Source organism: Streptomyces sp. NPDC026062, assembly GCF_055568375.1.
On record NZ_JBVHOQ010000024.1, the window covers coordinates 102,887 to 119,149 of the forward strand.

At 72.2% G+C, this 16,263-nt stretch carries 12 protein-coding genes and 1 pseudogene; 9 read left to right on the top strand and 4 right to left on the bottom strand.

Translation table 11 applies throughout. The features are described from left to right. The first annotated feature begins 12 nt into the window (after positions 1-12). A complete protein-coding gene (locus ACZ4LX_RS22365; protein WP_467650978.1) occupies positions 13-1,584 on the top strand; it encodes a nickel transporter in 1,572 nt (523 codons plus the stop codon). Position 1,585: 1 nt separating this feature from the next. Here the strand turns inward: ACZ4LX_RS22365 and ACZ4LX_RS22370 are convergent, their stop codons facing one another. Next, the gene (locus ACZ4LX_RS22370; RefSeq protein WP_467650979.1) at positions 1,586-3,532 is read right to left on the bottom strand and encodes a serine/threonine-protein kinase; all 1,947 of its coding nucleotides are present in this window, start codon (positions 3,530-3,532) and stop codon (positions 1,586-1,588) included. A gap of 437 nt (positions 3,533-3,969) precedes the next feature. On the opposite strand from ACZ4LX_RS22370, the gene ACZ4LX_RS22375 reads away from it, so the two are divergent. The 3 genes from ACZ4LX_RS22375 to ACZ4LX_RS22385 all read left to right on the top strand — a co-directional run bounded on the left by ACZ4LX_RS22375 (position 3,970) and on the right by ACZ4LX_RS22385 (position 7,099). After that, positions 3,970-5,331: an aminotransferase class III-fold pyridoxal phosphate-dependent enzyme gene (locus ACZ4LX_RS22375; RefSeq protein WP_467650980.1), complete on the top strand. Its 1,362-nt coding sequence runs from the start codon at positions 3,970-3,972 to the stop codon at positions 5,329-5,331. A 66-nt stretch (positions 5,332-5,397) separates the two neighbouring features. Beyond that, positions 5,398-6,153 carry a GntR family transcriptional regulator gene (locus ACZ4LX_RS22380; RefSeq protein ID WP_467650981.1) on the top strand — a complete coding sequence of 252 codons (756 nt, stop codon included), beginning with the start codon at positions 5,398-5,400 and terminating at the stop codon, positions 6,151-6,153. A gap of 295 nt (positions 6,154-6,448) precedes the next feature. Further along, positions 6,449-7,099, top strand: coding sequence for a hypothetical protein (locus tag ACZ4LX_RS22385; RefSeq protein ID WP_467650982.1), 651 nt, complete (start codon positions 6,449-6,451; stop codon positions 7,097-7,099). A 114-nt stretch (positions 7,100-7,213) separates the two neighbouring features. Here the strand turns inward: ACZ4LX_RS22385 and ACZ4LX_RS22390 are convergent, their stop codons facing one another. Beyond that, positions 7,214-8,008: an SLATT domain-containing protein gene (locus ACZ4LX_RS22390; protein WP_467650983.1), complete on the bottom strand. Its 795-nt coding sequence runs from the start codon at positions 8,006-8,008 to the stop codon at positions 7,214-7,216. Positions 8,009-8,386: 378 nt separating this feature from the next. On the opposite strand from ACZ4LX_RS22390, the gene ACZ4LX_RS22395 reads away from it, so the two are divergent. The 3 genes from ACZ4LX_RS22395 to ACZ4LX_RS22405 all read left to right on the top strand — a co-directional run bounded on the left by ACZ4LX_RS22395 (position 8,387) and on the right by ACZ4LX_RS22405 (position 10,235). Then, positions 8,387-8,722, top strand: a complete 336-nt coding sequence (locus ACZ4LX_RS22395; RefSeq protein WP_385284656.1) for a YbaB/EbfC family nucleoid-associated protein — start codon at positions 8,387-8,389, stop codon at positions 8,720-8,722. A 139-nt stretch (positions 8,723-8,861) separates the two neighbouring features. Next, positions 8,862-9,461, top strand: coding sequence for a recombination mediator RecR (gene recR, locus ACZ4LX_RS22400; RefSeq protein WP_266780167.1), 600 nt, complete (start codon positions 8,862-8,864; stop codon positions 9,459-9,461). 114 nt (positions 9,462-9,575) lie between these two features. Next, positions 9,576-10,235 carry a DUF5063 domain-containing protein gene (locus ACZ4LX_RS22405; RefSeq protein ID WP_467650984.1) on the top strand — a complete coding sequence of 220 codons (660 nt, stop codon included), beginning with the start codon at positions 9,576-9,578 and terminating at the stop codon, positions 10,233-10,235. 60 nt (positions 10,236-10,295) lie between these two features. Here the strand turns inward: ACZ4LX_RS22405 and ACZ4LX_RS22410 are convergent, their stop codons facing one another. Next, entirely contained in the window at positions 10,296-10,580 is a 285-nt protein-coding gene (locus tag ACZ4LX_RS22410; RefSeq protein WP_467650985.1) for a hypothetical protein, read from the bottom strand. A gap of 275 nt (positions 10,581-10,855) precedes the next feature. On the opposite strand from ACZ4LX_RS22410, the gene ACZ4LX_RS22415 reads away from it, so the two are divergent. Then, positions 10,856-13,405 (top strand): hypothetical protein, encoded by a 2,550-nt coding sequence (locus tag ACZ4LX_RS22415; protein WP_467650987.1) that lies wholly within the window; start codon positions 10,856-10,858, stop codon positions 13,403-13,405. A 238-nt stretch (positions 13,406-13,643) separates the two neighbouring features. After that, positions 13,644-15,728, top strand: coding sequence for a LamG domain-containing protein (locus ACZ4LX_RS22420; protein ID WP_467650988.1), 2,085 nt, complete (start codon positions 13,644-13,646; stop codon positions 15,726-15,728). A 187-nt stretch (positions 15,729-15,915) separates the two neighbouring features. Here the strand turns inward: ACZ4LX_RS22420 and ACZ4LX_RS22425 are convergent. Further along, positions 15,916-16,125, bottom strand: a pseudogene (locus ACZ4LX_RS22425) (alpha/beta fold hydrolase); the annotation flags it as partial. Positions 16,126-16,263: the final 138 nt, after the last annotated feature.

A 16,263-nucleotide genomic window follows, 5' to 3' on the forward strand; every position in this document is an offset into this window, starting at 1 on the left:
GTTACCGAACCGATGATGCGAACCGCCCGTGCGCTGCCTGCCGCACTGCTTCTCTGCCTGTTCGCGGGGCCTTCCGCCGCCGCGGCCGCCCAACCGGCCCACCCGCTGGGCAATTTCAGCCTGAACCACTACGACGGGCTACGGCTCGCACGGGACGGCATCACGGACACGGCCGTGGTCGACAGCGCGGAGATCCCGACGGCCCAGGACCGCGGGCCGACCGACCGGAACGGTGACGGCACGGTCTCCCCGGCGGAGGCGGCCGGGCGCGCGGCGCAGCGGTGCACGGCGCTCGCCCGGCGGACCAGGGCCGCGGTGGGCGGCGAGCCGCTGACGTGGCGGGTCGGGCACAGTGAGCTGACGTACGGCAAGGGGGCGGCCGGGCTGCCCATCGCCAGGCTGACCTGCGCGTTGCGCGCCGACGCCGATCTCTCCCGCCCGGCCGACGTGGTGTTCACCTCGGCGGCGGACTCCGGCCGGACCGGCTGGAAGGAGGTCACGGCGGTCGGCGACGGCGTACGCGTGGTGCGGTCGTCGGTGCCGGCGCGGAGTTCGAGCGATGTGCTGCGGAAGTACCCGTCCGGTGGCGGAGGGCCGTTGGAGGTGGTCGCCGCGGACCTTCGTACGGAACCGGGTGCGGGCGGGGCGGCCGGGCCCGGCCGCCCCGACGCGGCCCCGGCGGTGGACCGGGGCGCGATCCTCTTCCCGGCCCTGGAGGAACGGCTCACGGGACTCACCTCCGGCCGGGACCTGACGGTGCCGGTCGGTCTTCTCGCGGTCCTGCTGACGATGCTGCTCGGCGCCGGGCACGCGGCGCTTCCCGGGCACGCCAAGCTGGCGGTCGCCGCCTGTCTGGCCCGCCGGGAGGGCGGTGTGCGGGCCGCGTTCGCCGTCGGCGCCACGGTGACGGCGACGCACACCGCGGGGGTGCTGGCCGTGGGGCTGGCGCTGACCGCGGGAGGCGGGTTCCTGGGTGAACGGCTGCTGGGGTGGCTGGGCGCGGCCAGCGGGGCGGTGATCGCGGTCCTGGGGGCGTCACTCGCGGTGACAGCGGTACGGGCGGTGAGGGCGGGCGGCCCGGCCGCGCACGATCATGGCCACAGCCACAGCCACAGCCACAGCCACAGCCACAGCCACAGCCACAGCCACAGCCACAGCCTCAGCGGTGCGGGTGGGGATGGGCACGGTGGGCACGGGCACGGTGGGGACGAGCATGTCCATGGTCACGTCCACGGGCAGCGTTCCGGGGCAGGTCCGTCCCGGCGCAAGGGGCTGCCCGCCCTGCTGGGAGTAGGGCTCGCGGGCGGGCTCGTGCCCAGTCCGTCCGCGCTCGTCGTCCTGCTGGGCGCCATCGCGCTCAGCCGTACGTTCTTCGGCGTCCTGCTGGTCATCGGCTACGGGGTCGGGATGGCCCTCACTCTCACCTCTGCCGGACTGCTGTTGTCCGGCGGAGGGAACAGGGCCGCCGCCCTGGCCGAGCGGCGGCTGCCCTCGCTGCGGCGCTACACCCCGTACGGCAGCGTCCTCACCGCGCTGGCCGTCCTGTGTGTGGGCGTCGGACTCGTGGTGCGCGGGCTGTTCTGAGTCAGCCCGACTTCGTGTACGTGATCTTCTCGCCGGAGTCCGTGTTCACCCGGCTCAGCGTGCCGTCCGGGAGCAGGGTGAGGGTGGTGGAGCTGCCGGGGGTGCAGGACGTCATCGGTTCGCCCTCCGTCACCGTGGACGGACCGAGGCCGACCGGTCCGCCGTCGGCCGGCTCGGTGGCCAGGTCCGCCTCGAAGACGCAGCGGTAGGTGCCGCCGGTGTCCAGCGGCCCCTCGGCGGTGAGGGTCAGGACGGCCTCTCCGACCTGGCCCTGCCGGATGACCAGTTCGCGGGTGGAGTGGCCGGTGGCGTTGTCCACGCTGCCGGACCAGGTGCCCACGTACGCCTCCGGGACGGCTCCCTCGTCGTCGCCGTTCTGCCCGTCGTCGCCGGGCGACGGGTCCTGCGAGCCGTCGGGGGACGCCGAGTGGGAGGAACCGCCCGACGGGGAGGCGGTGGTGGAGGCGCCCCGGTCGCTCATGAGCGCGTAGACGGACCCGCCGGCCCCGATGGCGACGACTACCGCGATCGCGATGAGGGCGACCGTCGAGCCGGCGCTCCGGCGCGCGGGCCCGGCGGGTGCGGGCGGCGGGCCTCCGGCCGGGTGGGGCGGGCCGTACGGGGGCGTGGAGCCGAAGCCCGGCTGCTGCGGATAGCCGTATGCGTGAGCCTGGTTGGGGTCCTGTTGTCCGGGATAGCCGTATGCGTGAGCCTGGTTGGGGTCCTGTTGTCCGGGATAGCCGTATGCGTGAGCCTGGTTGGGGCTCTGCTGCTGGGGATAGCCGTAGGTGTTGCCCTGGCTGGGGTGCTGTTGCTGGGGATAGCCGTATCCCTGGCCCGGGTGCGGCGGGGTGGCGGGGGTGGCCGTCGGGGCTCCGGTCGTGGCAGAGGGCCACGAGGCGCTGCCGGCGGGGGGCACGTCCGCGGGGGACATGTCGGCGGGGGCCGCTTCGGCGGGGGCGACGCTGTCCGGGACCCCGTCGTTCGCGGCCACGTCGTCCGGGACCGGGCCCGTCGGGTCCTCCGAGTCCAGCAACCCCACCGCGTGACGCCCGAGTTGAGCGATGAGCGCGCCCGGCAGCCAGGGCTCCGCGCTGTCGCCCTCGTCCAGCCGCTCCAGGATCGCGTCCGTGGACGGGCGGGCCCCGGGGTCCTTGCGGAGGCAGTCCCGGATCAGTTCCACGAGATCGGCCGGCACCCCGGTCAGGTCCGGTTCCTCCTGCGCGATCCGGAACATCAGCGCGTGTACCCCGGTGGCCGCCGTGCCGAACGGATGCCGTCCGGTCGAGGCGTACGCCAGCACCGACCCCAGACAGAACACGTCGCACGCCGTGGTCACGCGCTCGCCGTGCACCTGCTCGGGCGACATGAATCCGGGCGAGCCGACCAGGGCGCCGGTGCGGGTGACGCCGCTGTCGTTGACCGTGTCGAGGGCTCGCGCGATCCCGAAGTCGATGACGCGCGGGCCGTCGATCGTCAGCAGGATGTTGGACGGCTTCAGGTCGCGGTGGATCAGCCCCGCGGTGTGGATGGCCCGGATGGCGTTGGCGAGACCGGCACCCAGGATGTGGACGGAGCGGTCGGGCAGCGGGCCGTGGGCGCCCGGGGCCGGGCCGTTCGACGTGCTCGCGCGCCCGGAGACGGTGGCCTGGAGGGAAGGGCCGGCGACGTACCCGGTGGCGACCCACGGGACGGCGGCCTCGGTGTCGGCGTCCAGCACGGGGGCGGTCCAGGTGGAGCCGACCCGGCGGGCGGCCCGCACCTCTTGCCGGAACCGGTCGCGGAACTCCTGCTGTTCGGCCAGTTCCTCGCGGACGAGCTTGATCGCGACCACACGTCCGCGGTCCGAGCGGGCCAGGTAGACCTGGCCCATGCCGCCCGCGCCGAGCCGGCCCAGCAGGCGGTAGGCGCCGATGCGTAGCGGATCGGTGGCCCCGAGCTTCTCCATGGTGTGTGGTCCTCCCCCGTACGACGACACGCCGGACGGGGTCGAGAATAGCGGCGCGCTCGTGCGGTGCCGGGGGCGCGGTGCGGGGGCGCGGCGCCCCCGGCCGGGTGCGGCGCGCGCCGCCCGTGTGACCGGCGGCCGCCTGGCGGAAGCGGACCGCGCTCGTGCGCGCCCGCTCAATGGGCCGAAGCGGACCACGCTCGTGCGCGCCCGCTCAATGGGCCGAAGCGGACCACGCTCGTGCGCGCCCGCTCAATGGCCGAGGCGGGACCACGCTCGTGCGGGCCCGTCCGGCGGGCCGAGGCGGACCACGCTCGTGCGCGCCCTTCCGACGGGCCGAGGAATGCGCGGCGACCCGACACCCTGCCGAACCAGACGGCCCAGGCCATACAAGGTGGCCATACCCGCCGCCGCCCGCCGCCGCCTACGCTCGTCGCATGACCCCTCATCCCCCTGTCGACTCCGCCGCCGGCGCGGCCGTCAAGGCCGCCGACCGCGCGCACGTGTTCCACTCCTGGTCCGCCCAGGGCCTGATCGACCCGCTCGCCGTCGCCGGCGCCGAGGGGGCGTATTTCTGGGACTACGACGGCAACCGCTACCTCGACTTCACCAGCGGGCTCGTCTACACCAACATCGGGTACCAGCACCCCACCGTCGTCGCCGCGATCCAGGAGCAGGCGGCGAAGATGACGACCTTCGCGCCCGCCTTCGCGATCGAGGCGCGCTCCGAGGCCGCACGCCTCATCGCCGAGCGCACCCCCGGCGACCTGGACAAGATCTTCTTCACCAACGGCGGTGCCGAGGCCGTCGAGAACGCCGTCCGGATGGCCCGGGTGCACACCGGCCGCACGAAGGTGCTCTCCGCCTACCGCTCGTACCACGGCGCCACCTCCACCGCGATCAACCTGACCGGGGACCCCCGCCGTTGGGCGTCCGACAACGGCTCGGCGGGCGTCGTCCGGTTCTGGGCGCCGTTCCTCTACCGCTCGCCGTTCTACGCGCAGACCGAGGCGGAGGAGTGCGCCCGCGCACTCCAGCATCTGGAGGACACCCTCGCGTACGAGGGCCCCGCGACCATCGCCGCGATCATCCTGGAGACCATCCCGGGCACGGCCGGCATCATGACGCCACCGCCCGGCTACCTCGCCGGAGTCCGCGAGATCTGCGACCGGTACGGCATCGTCTTCGTCCTCGACGAGGTCATGGCCGGTTTCGGGCGCACCGGCAAGTGGTTCGCCGCCGATCACTTCGACGTCACGCCCGACCTGATGACCTTCGCCAAGGGCGTCAACTCCGGTTACGTACCGCTCGGCGGCGTCGCCATCTCCGCCGAGATCGCCGCCACCTTCGAGACCCGTCCCTACCCCGGCGGCCTCACCTACTCCGGCCACCCGCTGGCCTGTGCCGCCGCCGTGGCCACCATCCACGTGATGGAGGACGAGAAGGTCATCGAGAACGCCGCCCACATCGGCGAGAACGTGCTGGGCCCCGGTCTGCGCGAACTGGCCAAGAACCACGCGTCGGTCGGTGAGGTCCGCGGCCTCGGCGCGTTCTGGGCGCTGGACCTGGTCCGCAACAAGGAGACCCGCGAGCCGCTGGTCCCGTACAACGCGACGGGCGAGGCCAACGCGCCGATGGCCGCCTTCGGCGCCGCCGCGAAGAAGAACGGTCTGTGGCCCTTCGTCAACATGAACCGCACCCACGCAGTTCCTGCCTGCAACGTCACCGAGGCCGAGGCGAAGGAAGGCCTGGCCGCTCTGGACGCCGCTCTGTCCGTGGCAGACGAGTACACCGCGTAACACGGTCGCGCCCCTCCCCCTTCCCCTCGTCTAAGGTGGCCCGAGGCCGAAATGGGGAGGGGCGCCATGCGCGCGAGCGGAGCGGTCACCCGCAGTACGCTGCGGCAGCAGATCGCGGACGCGTTGCGTGATGAGGTGCTGGCCGGTCGTTTGCAGACGGGACGGGAGTTCACCGTCAAACAGATCGCCGAGCAGTACGGCGTCTCCGCGACGCCCGTCCGCGAGGCGCTCTTCGATCTCTCCGCGCAGGGCCTGCTCGAATCCGACCAGCACCGGGGGTTCCGGGTCCACGAGTTCACCGTCCAGGACTACCGCGCGATGGTGGATGCCCGCGCCCTGGTCATGGACGCGGTCATCCGCGACGTCTTCACGGGGCCGCCCCCCGCGCCGGGGGCACAGGAGGCCTACCGGGACGCCCTCGTCTCCGTACGCCGTCGCGCCGAGGAGGCCTGCCGCGCGGCGCGCGGCGGCGATCTGGACATCCTCATCGGCTACGACCTGCGTTTCTGGCGTGAGCTGGGCATGCTCGTCGGCAACAGCTACATCACCGACTTCCTGCACCGGCTGCGCGTCCATGCCTGGGTGTTCGCCGTGCCGTACCTGCGTGGTGACGCCCACGTACGGAACTGGCTGTGGAACGGGCACCCCGAACTCGTCGCCGCGATCTCGCACCGCGACCGGGGGGCCCTGCACAGGGCCGTCGAGGACTACAACAGCCATGCCCTGAGCTGGGCGGACCGGCTTGCGGCCGGGGAGCCCGCCGGTCCGGGACACACCCGGCCGGCGGACGGGCCGGAGGACGGGGCACGCCCGGAGCTCTGACCCGTACGCCCGGAGCACCGGCCGTGCGCCCGGCGGACGAGCGGGGGCGAGCCGGTCCCGAGGGACCACTGTCCGCGACGTCCCGACCGCATTACGCTGTCCCGACCATCGCACCCGTCCTCGCGCCCGTCTCCACACGCATCCCGTACCCGTCCCCGTACGTGTACCGACACCGATTCCGTACCCGTCCCGTCCCGTCCGCGTACCGACACGTATCCCGTACGTGTCGCCGCACGCGTACGACACCGATCCCGCACGTGTACCGACACGCATCCCCGTATGAGAGCGAGACTTCGTGGCCTGTGACCTGTGGCTGGTCCCCCTCGTCGATGTGCTGTGCCACAGCCCCGACAACCCCTTCGCCGAAGAGATAGCCGTCTACGACAGAGCGCTCGGTGAGGCAGGGCTGCCGCCCGTGCCCGTCTACGCGTACATGCCCGGACTGACCGGTGACGTGGCCCCGGTCGCGGGCTTCGACTACGACGCGCTGCACTTCCTGCGCCGCGCCTACCTCCTCCAGCTCAGCGGCCTCGGCGTCACCCCGGTCGACGAACTGGGCGGGGACTACGAGCAGTTGCTGGAGATGTTCGAGCCGACAGCGCAGCAGTCGCACCTGGTGTGGCACTACGACCACGCGGGCGCCTACGTCCCCGTGGACTTTGCCGTGCCGCTGTCCACCGACGCCCTGCTGGAGGGCGGCGGTCCGCTCGGCTCGGCACACGGGCTGCTGCGGGAGCTCCAGTACGTCGGCCCGGCCATCGGCATCGATCCGGCCAACCCCCCGCCCGCCCCGCTGCCGCCCGCCGCGCCCACCGAGCTGGAGGAACCGGCGCTGCCGATCCCGTACGACGACAACCCGTTCGCCCGGGAACGCCACGTCTGGCTCGGCCTGCACGCGGCGGTCACCCGCAGCCTTGCCCAGGGCTCGATGATCATCTTCAGCTGAGAGGCCGTGGGGCGCGGACCCTGCGCCGTGGGGCGTGGACCCGTGCCGTGGGGCGCGGACCTCTCCGCTCCCCGCCGCCCGCTGTCGCGCCCCGCGGTGCTTACCGGTGTCCGGTCACCGCGGGGACTCCGGCGGCCGCTGCCGCGGCATGTTCGGCCGGCCCATCGACTGCAGCGGAAACCTTCCCGGCTGCGTCCCCGGCTCGGTGCGCCCGCCGCCCGAACCGCCGGAGACCAGCGCCTGCATGCCCATCGGCGCGGGACCGGCCCGGAACTCCACCATCCAGTCCGCGGTCTCCGACCGCACGAGCTCCGTGATGTCCTCCGAGAAGCGCCGCAGCACTCCGAGGCACCGCTCGGCCGCCTCGCTCGCCGTTCCCTCGGTCGGTCCCAGCATCTCGCGCACACACTCCGAGGCCCAGTCGAACTGGAGCACCTGGAGCCGCCGCTGCACGGCCTGTGCCGTCGCGAGATTCCTTATCCAGCCCGAGGTCAGCCCGAAGTACCGGTCGCACGCCATGCACGCGGCGCCCAGCAGCAGCGAGAGATACCCCCAGCCGGCCGCGCCGTGCAGCGCGCCGGTCAGGTCGAGCAGCGGCAGCGCGGCGCCCGCGACCGCCCCGGCCGCCGTGCCCATCCGCAGCACCCGGGCCCCGCGCCGCTTCCACACCCGGTCGCCCAGATACCAGTCGGCGGTGCGCAGCGCGTCCTTCTCGACCCATCGGTACAGCTCGTCCAGCCGCTGGGCGGGTTCGCCCCAGTCGCCGAGCGGGAACGGTGTCCCGGTCAGGTCCCTGCCCCGCGCCCGATGGCTCCGGGCGCCGGAGCCCGCACCGGAGGAAGCGGCCGGACCGGGCACACCGGATTCGTTGCGGGGCGGCCCTTCGGGCTGCATCTCCGGCTGACTCACCGGGGTACTCCTCTGCATGCTGTGTTGCGACGCGTGTTCTCGACCGCGTACTCGACGATGGGCGGATCACCGCCCTCTGTGCACTCGCTGCTCACCGGCCCCGGTGCGACCCGCAGTTCCTCGTGCGTAACCTTGCGTGACGGGAGGTGCGCTTGCGTGTACCGGGACGCACCCCTTCCTACCGCCGAATGGTGGGCCGTGGGGTCGAAATCGCGGTATTCCCGGGCGCACTGGGCCTCTGGTCAGGTATAGGAGTCCTGCCATCGCCTACGCGCACTCACTCGAAAGAGTTGCTCGCCAGTGGGTGGGGCGCGCTGCCCGGGGACCACGTAGGCTCGGCTTACCGAAACATTTGTCGTCGAAATGCCTGGAGTGACCGTGATTCCCGGTGGTGGCCAGCCCAATATGCAGCAGCTGCTGCAGCAGGCCCAGAAGATGCAGCAGGACCTCGCCGAGGCGCAGGAGGAGCTTGCCAGGACCGAGGTCGACGGTCAGGCCGGCGGTGGCCTCGTGAAGGCGACGGTCACCGGCTCCGGTGAGCTGCGCGGCCTGGTGATCGATCCGAAGGCGGTGGACCCGGAGGACACCGAGACGCTGGCGGACCTCGTCGTGGCGGCGGTCCAGGCGGCGAACGAGAACGCCCAGCAGCTCCAGCAGCAGAAGCTGGGCCCGCTGGCCCAGGGCCTGGGCGGCATGCCCGGCCTCCCCTTCTGACCGGGGACGCACCGCTCACGTCCCCGTACCGCTCACGACCCCCGTACGTACCGCTCGGCACCGCGGACGTATCCAAGACCGTACGTACCCCCTACGGTACGTACCACGACGCAGCCGACCCGGCTCGAAAGGCGTTCCGTTGTACGAAGGCGTGGTTCAGGACCTCATCGACGAGTTGGGCAGGCTGCCCGGCGTCGGTCCCAAGAGCGCGCAGCGGATCGCCTTCCACATCCTCCAGGCCGAGCCCACGGATGTGCGCCGTCTCGCCCATGCGCTGCTGGAGGTCAAGGACAAGGTCCGCTTCTGCGCGGTCTGCGGCAACGTGGCCCAGCAGGAGGAGTGCGGGATCTGCCGCGACCCGCGCCGCGACCGGACGGTCATCTGCGTGGTCGAGGAGCCGAAGGACGTCGTGGCGATCGAGCGGACCCGTGAGTTCCGGGGCCGGTACCACGTCCTGGGCGGGGCGATCAGCCCCATCGAGGGCGTCGGGCCGGACGATCTGCGCATCCGCGAGCTGCTGGCCCGTCTCGCCGACGGCTCCATCACCGAACTGATCCTGGCGACCGACCCCAACCTGGAGGGCGAGGCCACCGCGACGTACCTGGCGCGGATGGTCAAGCCGATGGGTCTGCGCGTCACCCGGCTGGCCAGCGGCCTGCCGGTGGGCGGCGACCTGGAGTACGCGGACGAGGTCACCCTCGGCCGCGCCTTCGAGGGGAGGCGTCTGCTCGATGTCTGATCTCGATGTCTGATCGCCTTCCGGCCATCGGCTGCCGGTCTCACGGCGGCTTTGCGTTCAGCGCCGGTATCTTCTGCTCACCGTCTGCGACCGTGCCCACGGGAGGTCTCCTCGATGTCTGACGCCACGCTGAACACTGTCACGCAGGACCCCGGCGACTTCGCGGTCCAGATCGCCGACCAGATCAAGACGTTCATCGTCGCGGTCACCGAGGTGTCCATGGTCGAGGAGCCGGAGGAGGCCGTCCCGGTGCTGCTCCTCCAGGTCTCCCAGCTCCTGCTGGCCGGTGGCCGGCTGGGCGCGTACGAGGACATCCTTCCCGACGAGCGCTACGAGCCGGACCTGGGCGCCGAGCCGGACGCGGACGGGCTGCGCGAGCGGTTCGCGGCCCTGCTGGAGCCGATCGACGTCTACTCCGAGGTCTTCGACCCGTACGAGCCCCGCAAGGCCCCGGTCCCGGCCCGTATCTCCGACGACCTGGCCGACCTGGTCACGGACCTGCGCCACGGCCTGGCCCACTACGAGGAGGACCGTGCCACGGAGGCCCTGTGGTGGTGGCAGTTCTCCTACTTCTCCAACTGGGGCTCCACGGCTTCCGCCACCCTGCGCGCGCTCCAGTCGCTGATCGCCCACATCCGGCTGAACCAGCCCCTCCAGGAGCTCGACGGCCTGGACACCGGCCAGGACGCCGGCGACGACGACCTGGCCGAGGAGGCGGGCCGCGTCATGGTCGAGGAGATCGCGGGACCGCTGGGGCTGCGGCCGGTCAAGTAGCGGACCGGGCGGCCGGGGCGGCGGTGCCCGGGGCGCGTCCGTGCCCGGTGAGTGCGGGCGTCAGCCGCCGTCGCAGCGCAGGTCCTGCGGGCGCATGAAGCCGAGCTGCGCGCCGTTGTCCGTGCGCGATACCTGCCAGAGCGCGTCCGCGCCCGGCCGGGTGCCGTGCACCGGGATGCCCGGGTCCAGGTAACCGACGATCCCGGTCCACGGGTTGCTGCCCGCGTAGAGGGGGGCGTCGGCGTGCGTCGCGAAGCAGGTGCCGCCCGCGTGGGCGGGGGACGCGGCCAGGGGGACGGCGGACAGCGCCAGAAGCAGGGGCAGTGCGCGGACGGTCTTGCGCATGGGAACTCCGGATGTGGACGGGCCCGGGGGCATCGGTGAGGCGGTGACCGGGGAGACCTGCGCGCGGACCGGCGTGTGTAAACAGGTCCGGCCGTTCCCTCACCCAGTCGGTGCGGTGAACGGGTGAGGCCCCCAGGTTCCCCGAGGTGAAGGGCTTTGTGCGTGGCCCGCACCGCGGTCCGAACGGCGACACGCAGGGTGGGGCATACATGGACATAAAAGTACAAACGGATAAGTTGTTGCCTCGGTGAAATCCCGAATCGAGGAGTCCACTCGTGAGACGGCATATCCGCACGTCCCGCCGCCACCGGGGCGGTTTCGGGGCGGGGCTCGCAGCCCTGGCCCTGATGCTCACCGGCTCGCCCGCCGCTGTCGCGACGGCCATCGCCGACGTACCCACCCCCGCCGCAGGCACCTCAGTCATCACGGTGAAGACCGGGGCCGACCGCGAGGGCGACGCCGACGTGTCCCCGCTGGCAGGGGTCCGGCTCGCCCTGTACGAAAGTGAGGACGCCACCGCACCCGTCACCGACGACTGGGGCCGGTGCGAATCCGACTCCGACGGCGACTGCAACTTCACGGTGCCGGACACCGGAAGCGGCGAGGCCAACGAGGGCAAGCGGTTCTGGGTGCGGCAGGTCGAGGACGGTGTGCCGGACGGCTGGTACACCAACCCGTCCCTGCGCACGGGGCCGGGCAGCGGCTCGGATTCGGTCAGCTCGCCGTACCGGTTCAGGACTCCCGAGCTGGCGAGCGGTCAGACGTACTCCTCCACCAGCGACTTCATGTTCAGCACGAACTGGTCGGCCACCCCGTACGTCGCCTCCGGCGGGATCTGGCAGCAGTCCCGTACGAATCCCCCGATGCCGGAATCCTGCGGACTGGACGTCGCCGTGGTGCTGGACATGTCGGCGTCCGTCGGCAGCGCGCTGCCGCAGCTGAAGCTGGCCACCGACAAGCTGACGGATTCGCTCACCGGCACGCCCTCGCGGCTCGCGCTCTTCTCCTTCGACCGCAATTCGCCGAGCACCGGTACCACGAACAGCCCCGGACTCATGCCGGTCTCCACGGAGTCGGGGGCCAAGGCGTTCAAGGACCTCTACGCGGACTGGCAGCTGGGGTCCGGCACCAACTGGGACCAGGGGCTGAACGCGGTGGCCCAGGCGGCGCCGGTCTACGACCTGGTCGTCGTGCTCACCGACGGCAACCCGACCCGCTGGAGCAAGCCCTACACCGGCGACGGCTCGCACACCCACTTCGCCGACGTCGAGGGCGGCATCTTCTCCGCCAACGCCGTCAAGGCGCAGGGCTCCCGGGTGGTCGCGGTGGGTGTCGGCAAGGGCGTGGAAGGGGTCTCCGGTCTCAATCTGAGGGCCATCTCGGGCGAGACCGCCTTCGACGACGCCCAGCCGAACCCGACGACGGCGGACTACTACCAGACCACCGACTTCGCCGCCGCAGGTGAGGCGCTGCGCAACCTGGCGCTGACCCACTGCGACGGCTCCCTGTCCGTCATCAAGCAGATCGTGCCCTCGGACACCACCGGTGAGGACGTGACGGGCGCCGAACCGGCCGGTCCGGGCTGGCAGTTCGACGCGTCGACCACCGAGGCGGGTGTGGGCGGACTGCCGGACACCCAGACCACGACGGACGACGGGACGGGCGGCGTCGTGTTCACGCCCACCTTCCCGACGACGGTGACCGGCGCGGACGTCACCGTCGCCGAGACCCAGCGGCCGGGCCACACCCTGGTCACACAGGGCGGCGACAACGCGGTCTGCACCGACCTCGAAGACGGATCGCCGGTCGACGTCACCAACACCGGTACGGACGGCGCTCCCGGCTTCACCGTGGAGGTGCCACGTCTCTCCGCGATCAGCTGTGTCGTCTACAACCGCGCGGCTTCCGGTGCGGATGTGACCGTCCACAAGAAGTGGACCGTGGACGGCACGACCTACGACCACGAGGACCGCCCGGACGGCTTCGACGCGGACCTCACACTGACGGGTCCCGCCGGAGCGGGTGCCTCCGGCCAGGAGTGGGGCGTCACCAGGGAGGGGTACGAAGCCGGCGACACCACGACGATCGCCGAGACCGCGAAGGTGCCCGCGTCCTGCACGCTCGACGAGAGCCGGCTGGTTTCCGCCAATGGCGAGGAGGTCGACGAGCCACTGCCGTACGACGCCGAACTCGGCGCGAAGGACAACACGTTCACTGTCGAGAACAAGGTCAGCTGCAAGGCCCGCCTGACTCTGGTGAAGCATGTGGTGAACACCCATGACGGCACCGCCTCGCCCAAGGACTGGACGCTCACGGCCGACGGCCCGAGCACCATCTCCGGGCCCAGCGGGGCCGACGCCGTGACCGGGGCCGATGTCGAGGCGGGCGACTACACGCTGTCCGAGTCGGACGGCCCGGAGGGATACGAGGCCGGGGACTGGACCTGCGAGGCCTCGGGCGACGAACTCCCGGTGACGGAGGGGAAGGTGACGGTCGTGCCGGGCGCGGCGGTGACGTGCGCCCTCACGAACAGGGACCGGGCGACGACGCCGGCCCCCAGCCCGACGCCGACCCCGACGGAGCCCACCCACCCGCCCGGCGGTGGCGGTGACGGTGGTGGCCACGGCAGCGGCGGTGGACACGGCGGTGGCGGTGGCCATGGCGACGGCGGACACGGCGACGGCGGGAATCTGGCCGAGACAGGTGGCACCGGCGGCTGGTGGGCCGGGCTCGTCGCCGTACTGCTGGTGGCCGCCGGGTCGGCCCTCGCGGTGGGGCGGCGGCGTGGGTGGATGACGGCGCACGGCGGTGCGTCTCCGCGCTGACGGTCACGCCCGCACTCACCGGACGGATCGCGTCCGGTGAGTGCGGGACGGCGGCGGACGCGGACCTCGTCCGGTCCGTGAAAAATGCCGGGGTTGTTGTCGGTCCCCGCTGTTAGCCTCCACCAGCCCGTGATCACCACGGGAGTTGCAGGGGAGGGAACTCGAAAGCATGAGAAGCGGGATAAGACGGGGGAGAGCCCGTTGGCTCGGAGCACTGTCGGTCGGTGTGGCCGCCGTGATGGCAGCGCCGAACGCGGCCGTGGCCGCGGACAATCTGCCGCCGCTCCAGCCGGTCGTCACGGATCTGAAGACCGGTCCGGCGGCGTGTGCCGCAGGGGACGACCGGCCGTACGTGTCGGAGCCGCCGAGAGTGACGGCTGTGCTGAACGACCCGGTGGAGGACGACCGCCCCGCAGAGGGCAACTTCGTCGGCGGGGAGTTCGAGACGTGGTGGACGGATGCGGACGGCGCGGAGCAGCGCCGGAGCTACCACTCTCCGGGGCGGGTGAGTTCCGGTTCTGCGGCGGCGTGGCAGCTTCCGTCGGACCTGCCGCCGAGGACGGTCATCTCCTGGCGGGTGCGGGCCGATGACGGCGAGGCCGTCTCGCCGTGGAGCGCGGCCGATGAGGGCGGTGCCGGCTGCGAGTTCGTGATCGACGACGTGAATCCGGAGAAGCCGACGGTCGTCTCGGCCGAGTATCCGGAGGAGGGGGACTGGACGGACGGCGTCGGGGTCTACGGGACGTTCCGCTTCGACTCGCCGGCCGATGACGTCGTCGAGTACAGGTACTACTTCGGCGGGGGGCCGCTTGAGACCGTGCCGGCGAGGGGGTTGGGAGGCCCGGCGGAGATCCGCTATATGCCGACATCCTCGATGCTGGGCTATCTCCATGTGTACGCGGTCGACCGCTCGGGCCGTCGCAGCCCGGACACCGTTTACTACTTCCGCGTCGCTGCGGGCCGCTCCCCGGTCGCGCAGTGGGCGTTGTCCGACCCCGCGGGCTCCACGTCCGCCGCACCCACCGCGGGGCCCGCTGCCCGTGCCGGAGCGGGTGTCACCTTCGGTGGCCCGGTGCCGTCCGGCACCGCGCTGACGTCCACGGCGTCGCTCGACGGGACGGGACACGGCTTCCTGACGCCCGGCGCGCAGGTCGTCGACACCGGAAAGACCTTCGCGGTCGGCGGGTGGGTACGGCCCGCGGCGCTGGACCACGACATGACGCTCGCCAGCCAGGACGCGGGTACCGCGCCCGGGTTCACGCTCGGAGCCCGTACCGGCGGAGACGAGCCGGTCTGGTCGTTCGGCATCGGTGGTGCGCGCGTCAGCGGAGGCCGCCCCGAGACCGGGGAGTGGGCGTATGTGCTCGGGCTGTACGACACCGAGACGGGGCTGGCACGCCTGTACGTGAACGGCCAGGAGGCGGGCACCGCCACCGAGGCCGCTCCCCCGACGGCCGCCGGTGACTTCCAGATCGGCCGCGCACGTGGCAAGGCGGGCTACCGGGACCGCTGGCAGGGCGAGATCGGCGACGTCCGGACGTACGACCGGGTCGTCGTCCCCGCCGAGGCCGCGGGCCTGGCCCGTCGTACTCCGCAGGAGCGGGGTCACTGGTCCCTGGAGAACGCGTCCGAGGGGCTCAGCCCGGAGCTGCACGGTGGCCGGCCGCTGAGACTCGCGGGGGGAGCGTCGATCTACAACGAGCCGCCCCAGCCGTGCGAACCGTGGGCCGATCCGGACTGCGAGCCCTTGCCGGTCGTCTATCCGCTCGTCGGCCTCGGGCACCTGGATCTCGACGGGATCAACGGGTACGCGGCCACGGAGGGCCCGGCCGTCGACACCGGCGACAGTTTCACGGTCTCCGCGCTGGTCCAGCTGGCGGACGAGGAACCCACGCACCCCATGACGGTGCTCTCGCAGGGCGGCGAGCACGGTGACGCGTTCAAGGTGCGGTACGTGCCGTCGACGCAGACGTTCGAGCTGGTGATGAGCCACGCGGATGCACAGGGTGCGGACGAGACGGTGGCCGGACACGAGGGAGGTCCGGACTGGGACGGAGGACAGGGATTCCGCATCGCGGTCGTGCATGACCGCAGCAAGGACCGGATCACGTTGTACGTGAACGGCCTGGCGACCGCCGACGCGGCCTTCCGTTCCGCATGGACGAGCACCGGCGGCCTCCAGGTGGGGCGCGGCCACACCGCTGACGGCTGGGGCGAGTACCTGCACGGGTCGGTCGACGAGGTGCAGGCGTTCTCAGGGGTGCTGAGCAAGTCTGCCCTCGGACAGCTCGGGACCGGCGCGGAGCCCTGCCTCACCTGCTGATCGTGTCGCACGGCGGCGCGGCGGCGCGGCTCCGCGCTGACCGGCAGGCCCGGCGCGCCGGTCCCGCCCCGGCACGCGCGTCCTGTCCAGCATGTCCGGACGGGACTGCGGGGCACGGCCACCCGGCCGTGCCCCGCGGCCGTGTTCCGGCAGGGGCGCCCCTGCCGGGCCTCCGCGAGCTCGCGAGCTACTTCTTGAGGAAGTCCAGGAGGTCCTTGTTGAACTTCTCCTTGTCCCCGGGCACCAGCGCGATGCCGAGCGAGCCGCCCTCGTAGACCTTCAGCTCGACGTCGGCGATGATCTCCGCCGACTTGCGGCCGGCGGTCTCGAAGGGCACGACCTGGTCGTCGTCGCCGTGGACGACGAGGGTGGGGACGTCGAACTTCTTCAGCGAGTCGGTACAAGGGGGTGCGGTCGGCGTCGCGGTGCCGGTTCAGGCTTCTGGGCCGCCTCCGTGTGGGTTGGGCCACATGGGGGAGTGGCGGGGCGATCGCGGGGCAGCAGCCCGGTACGAGCAGTTCGGTGCGACACGCCG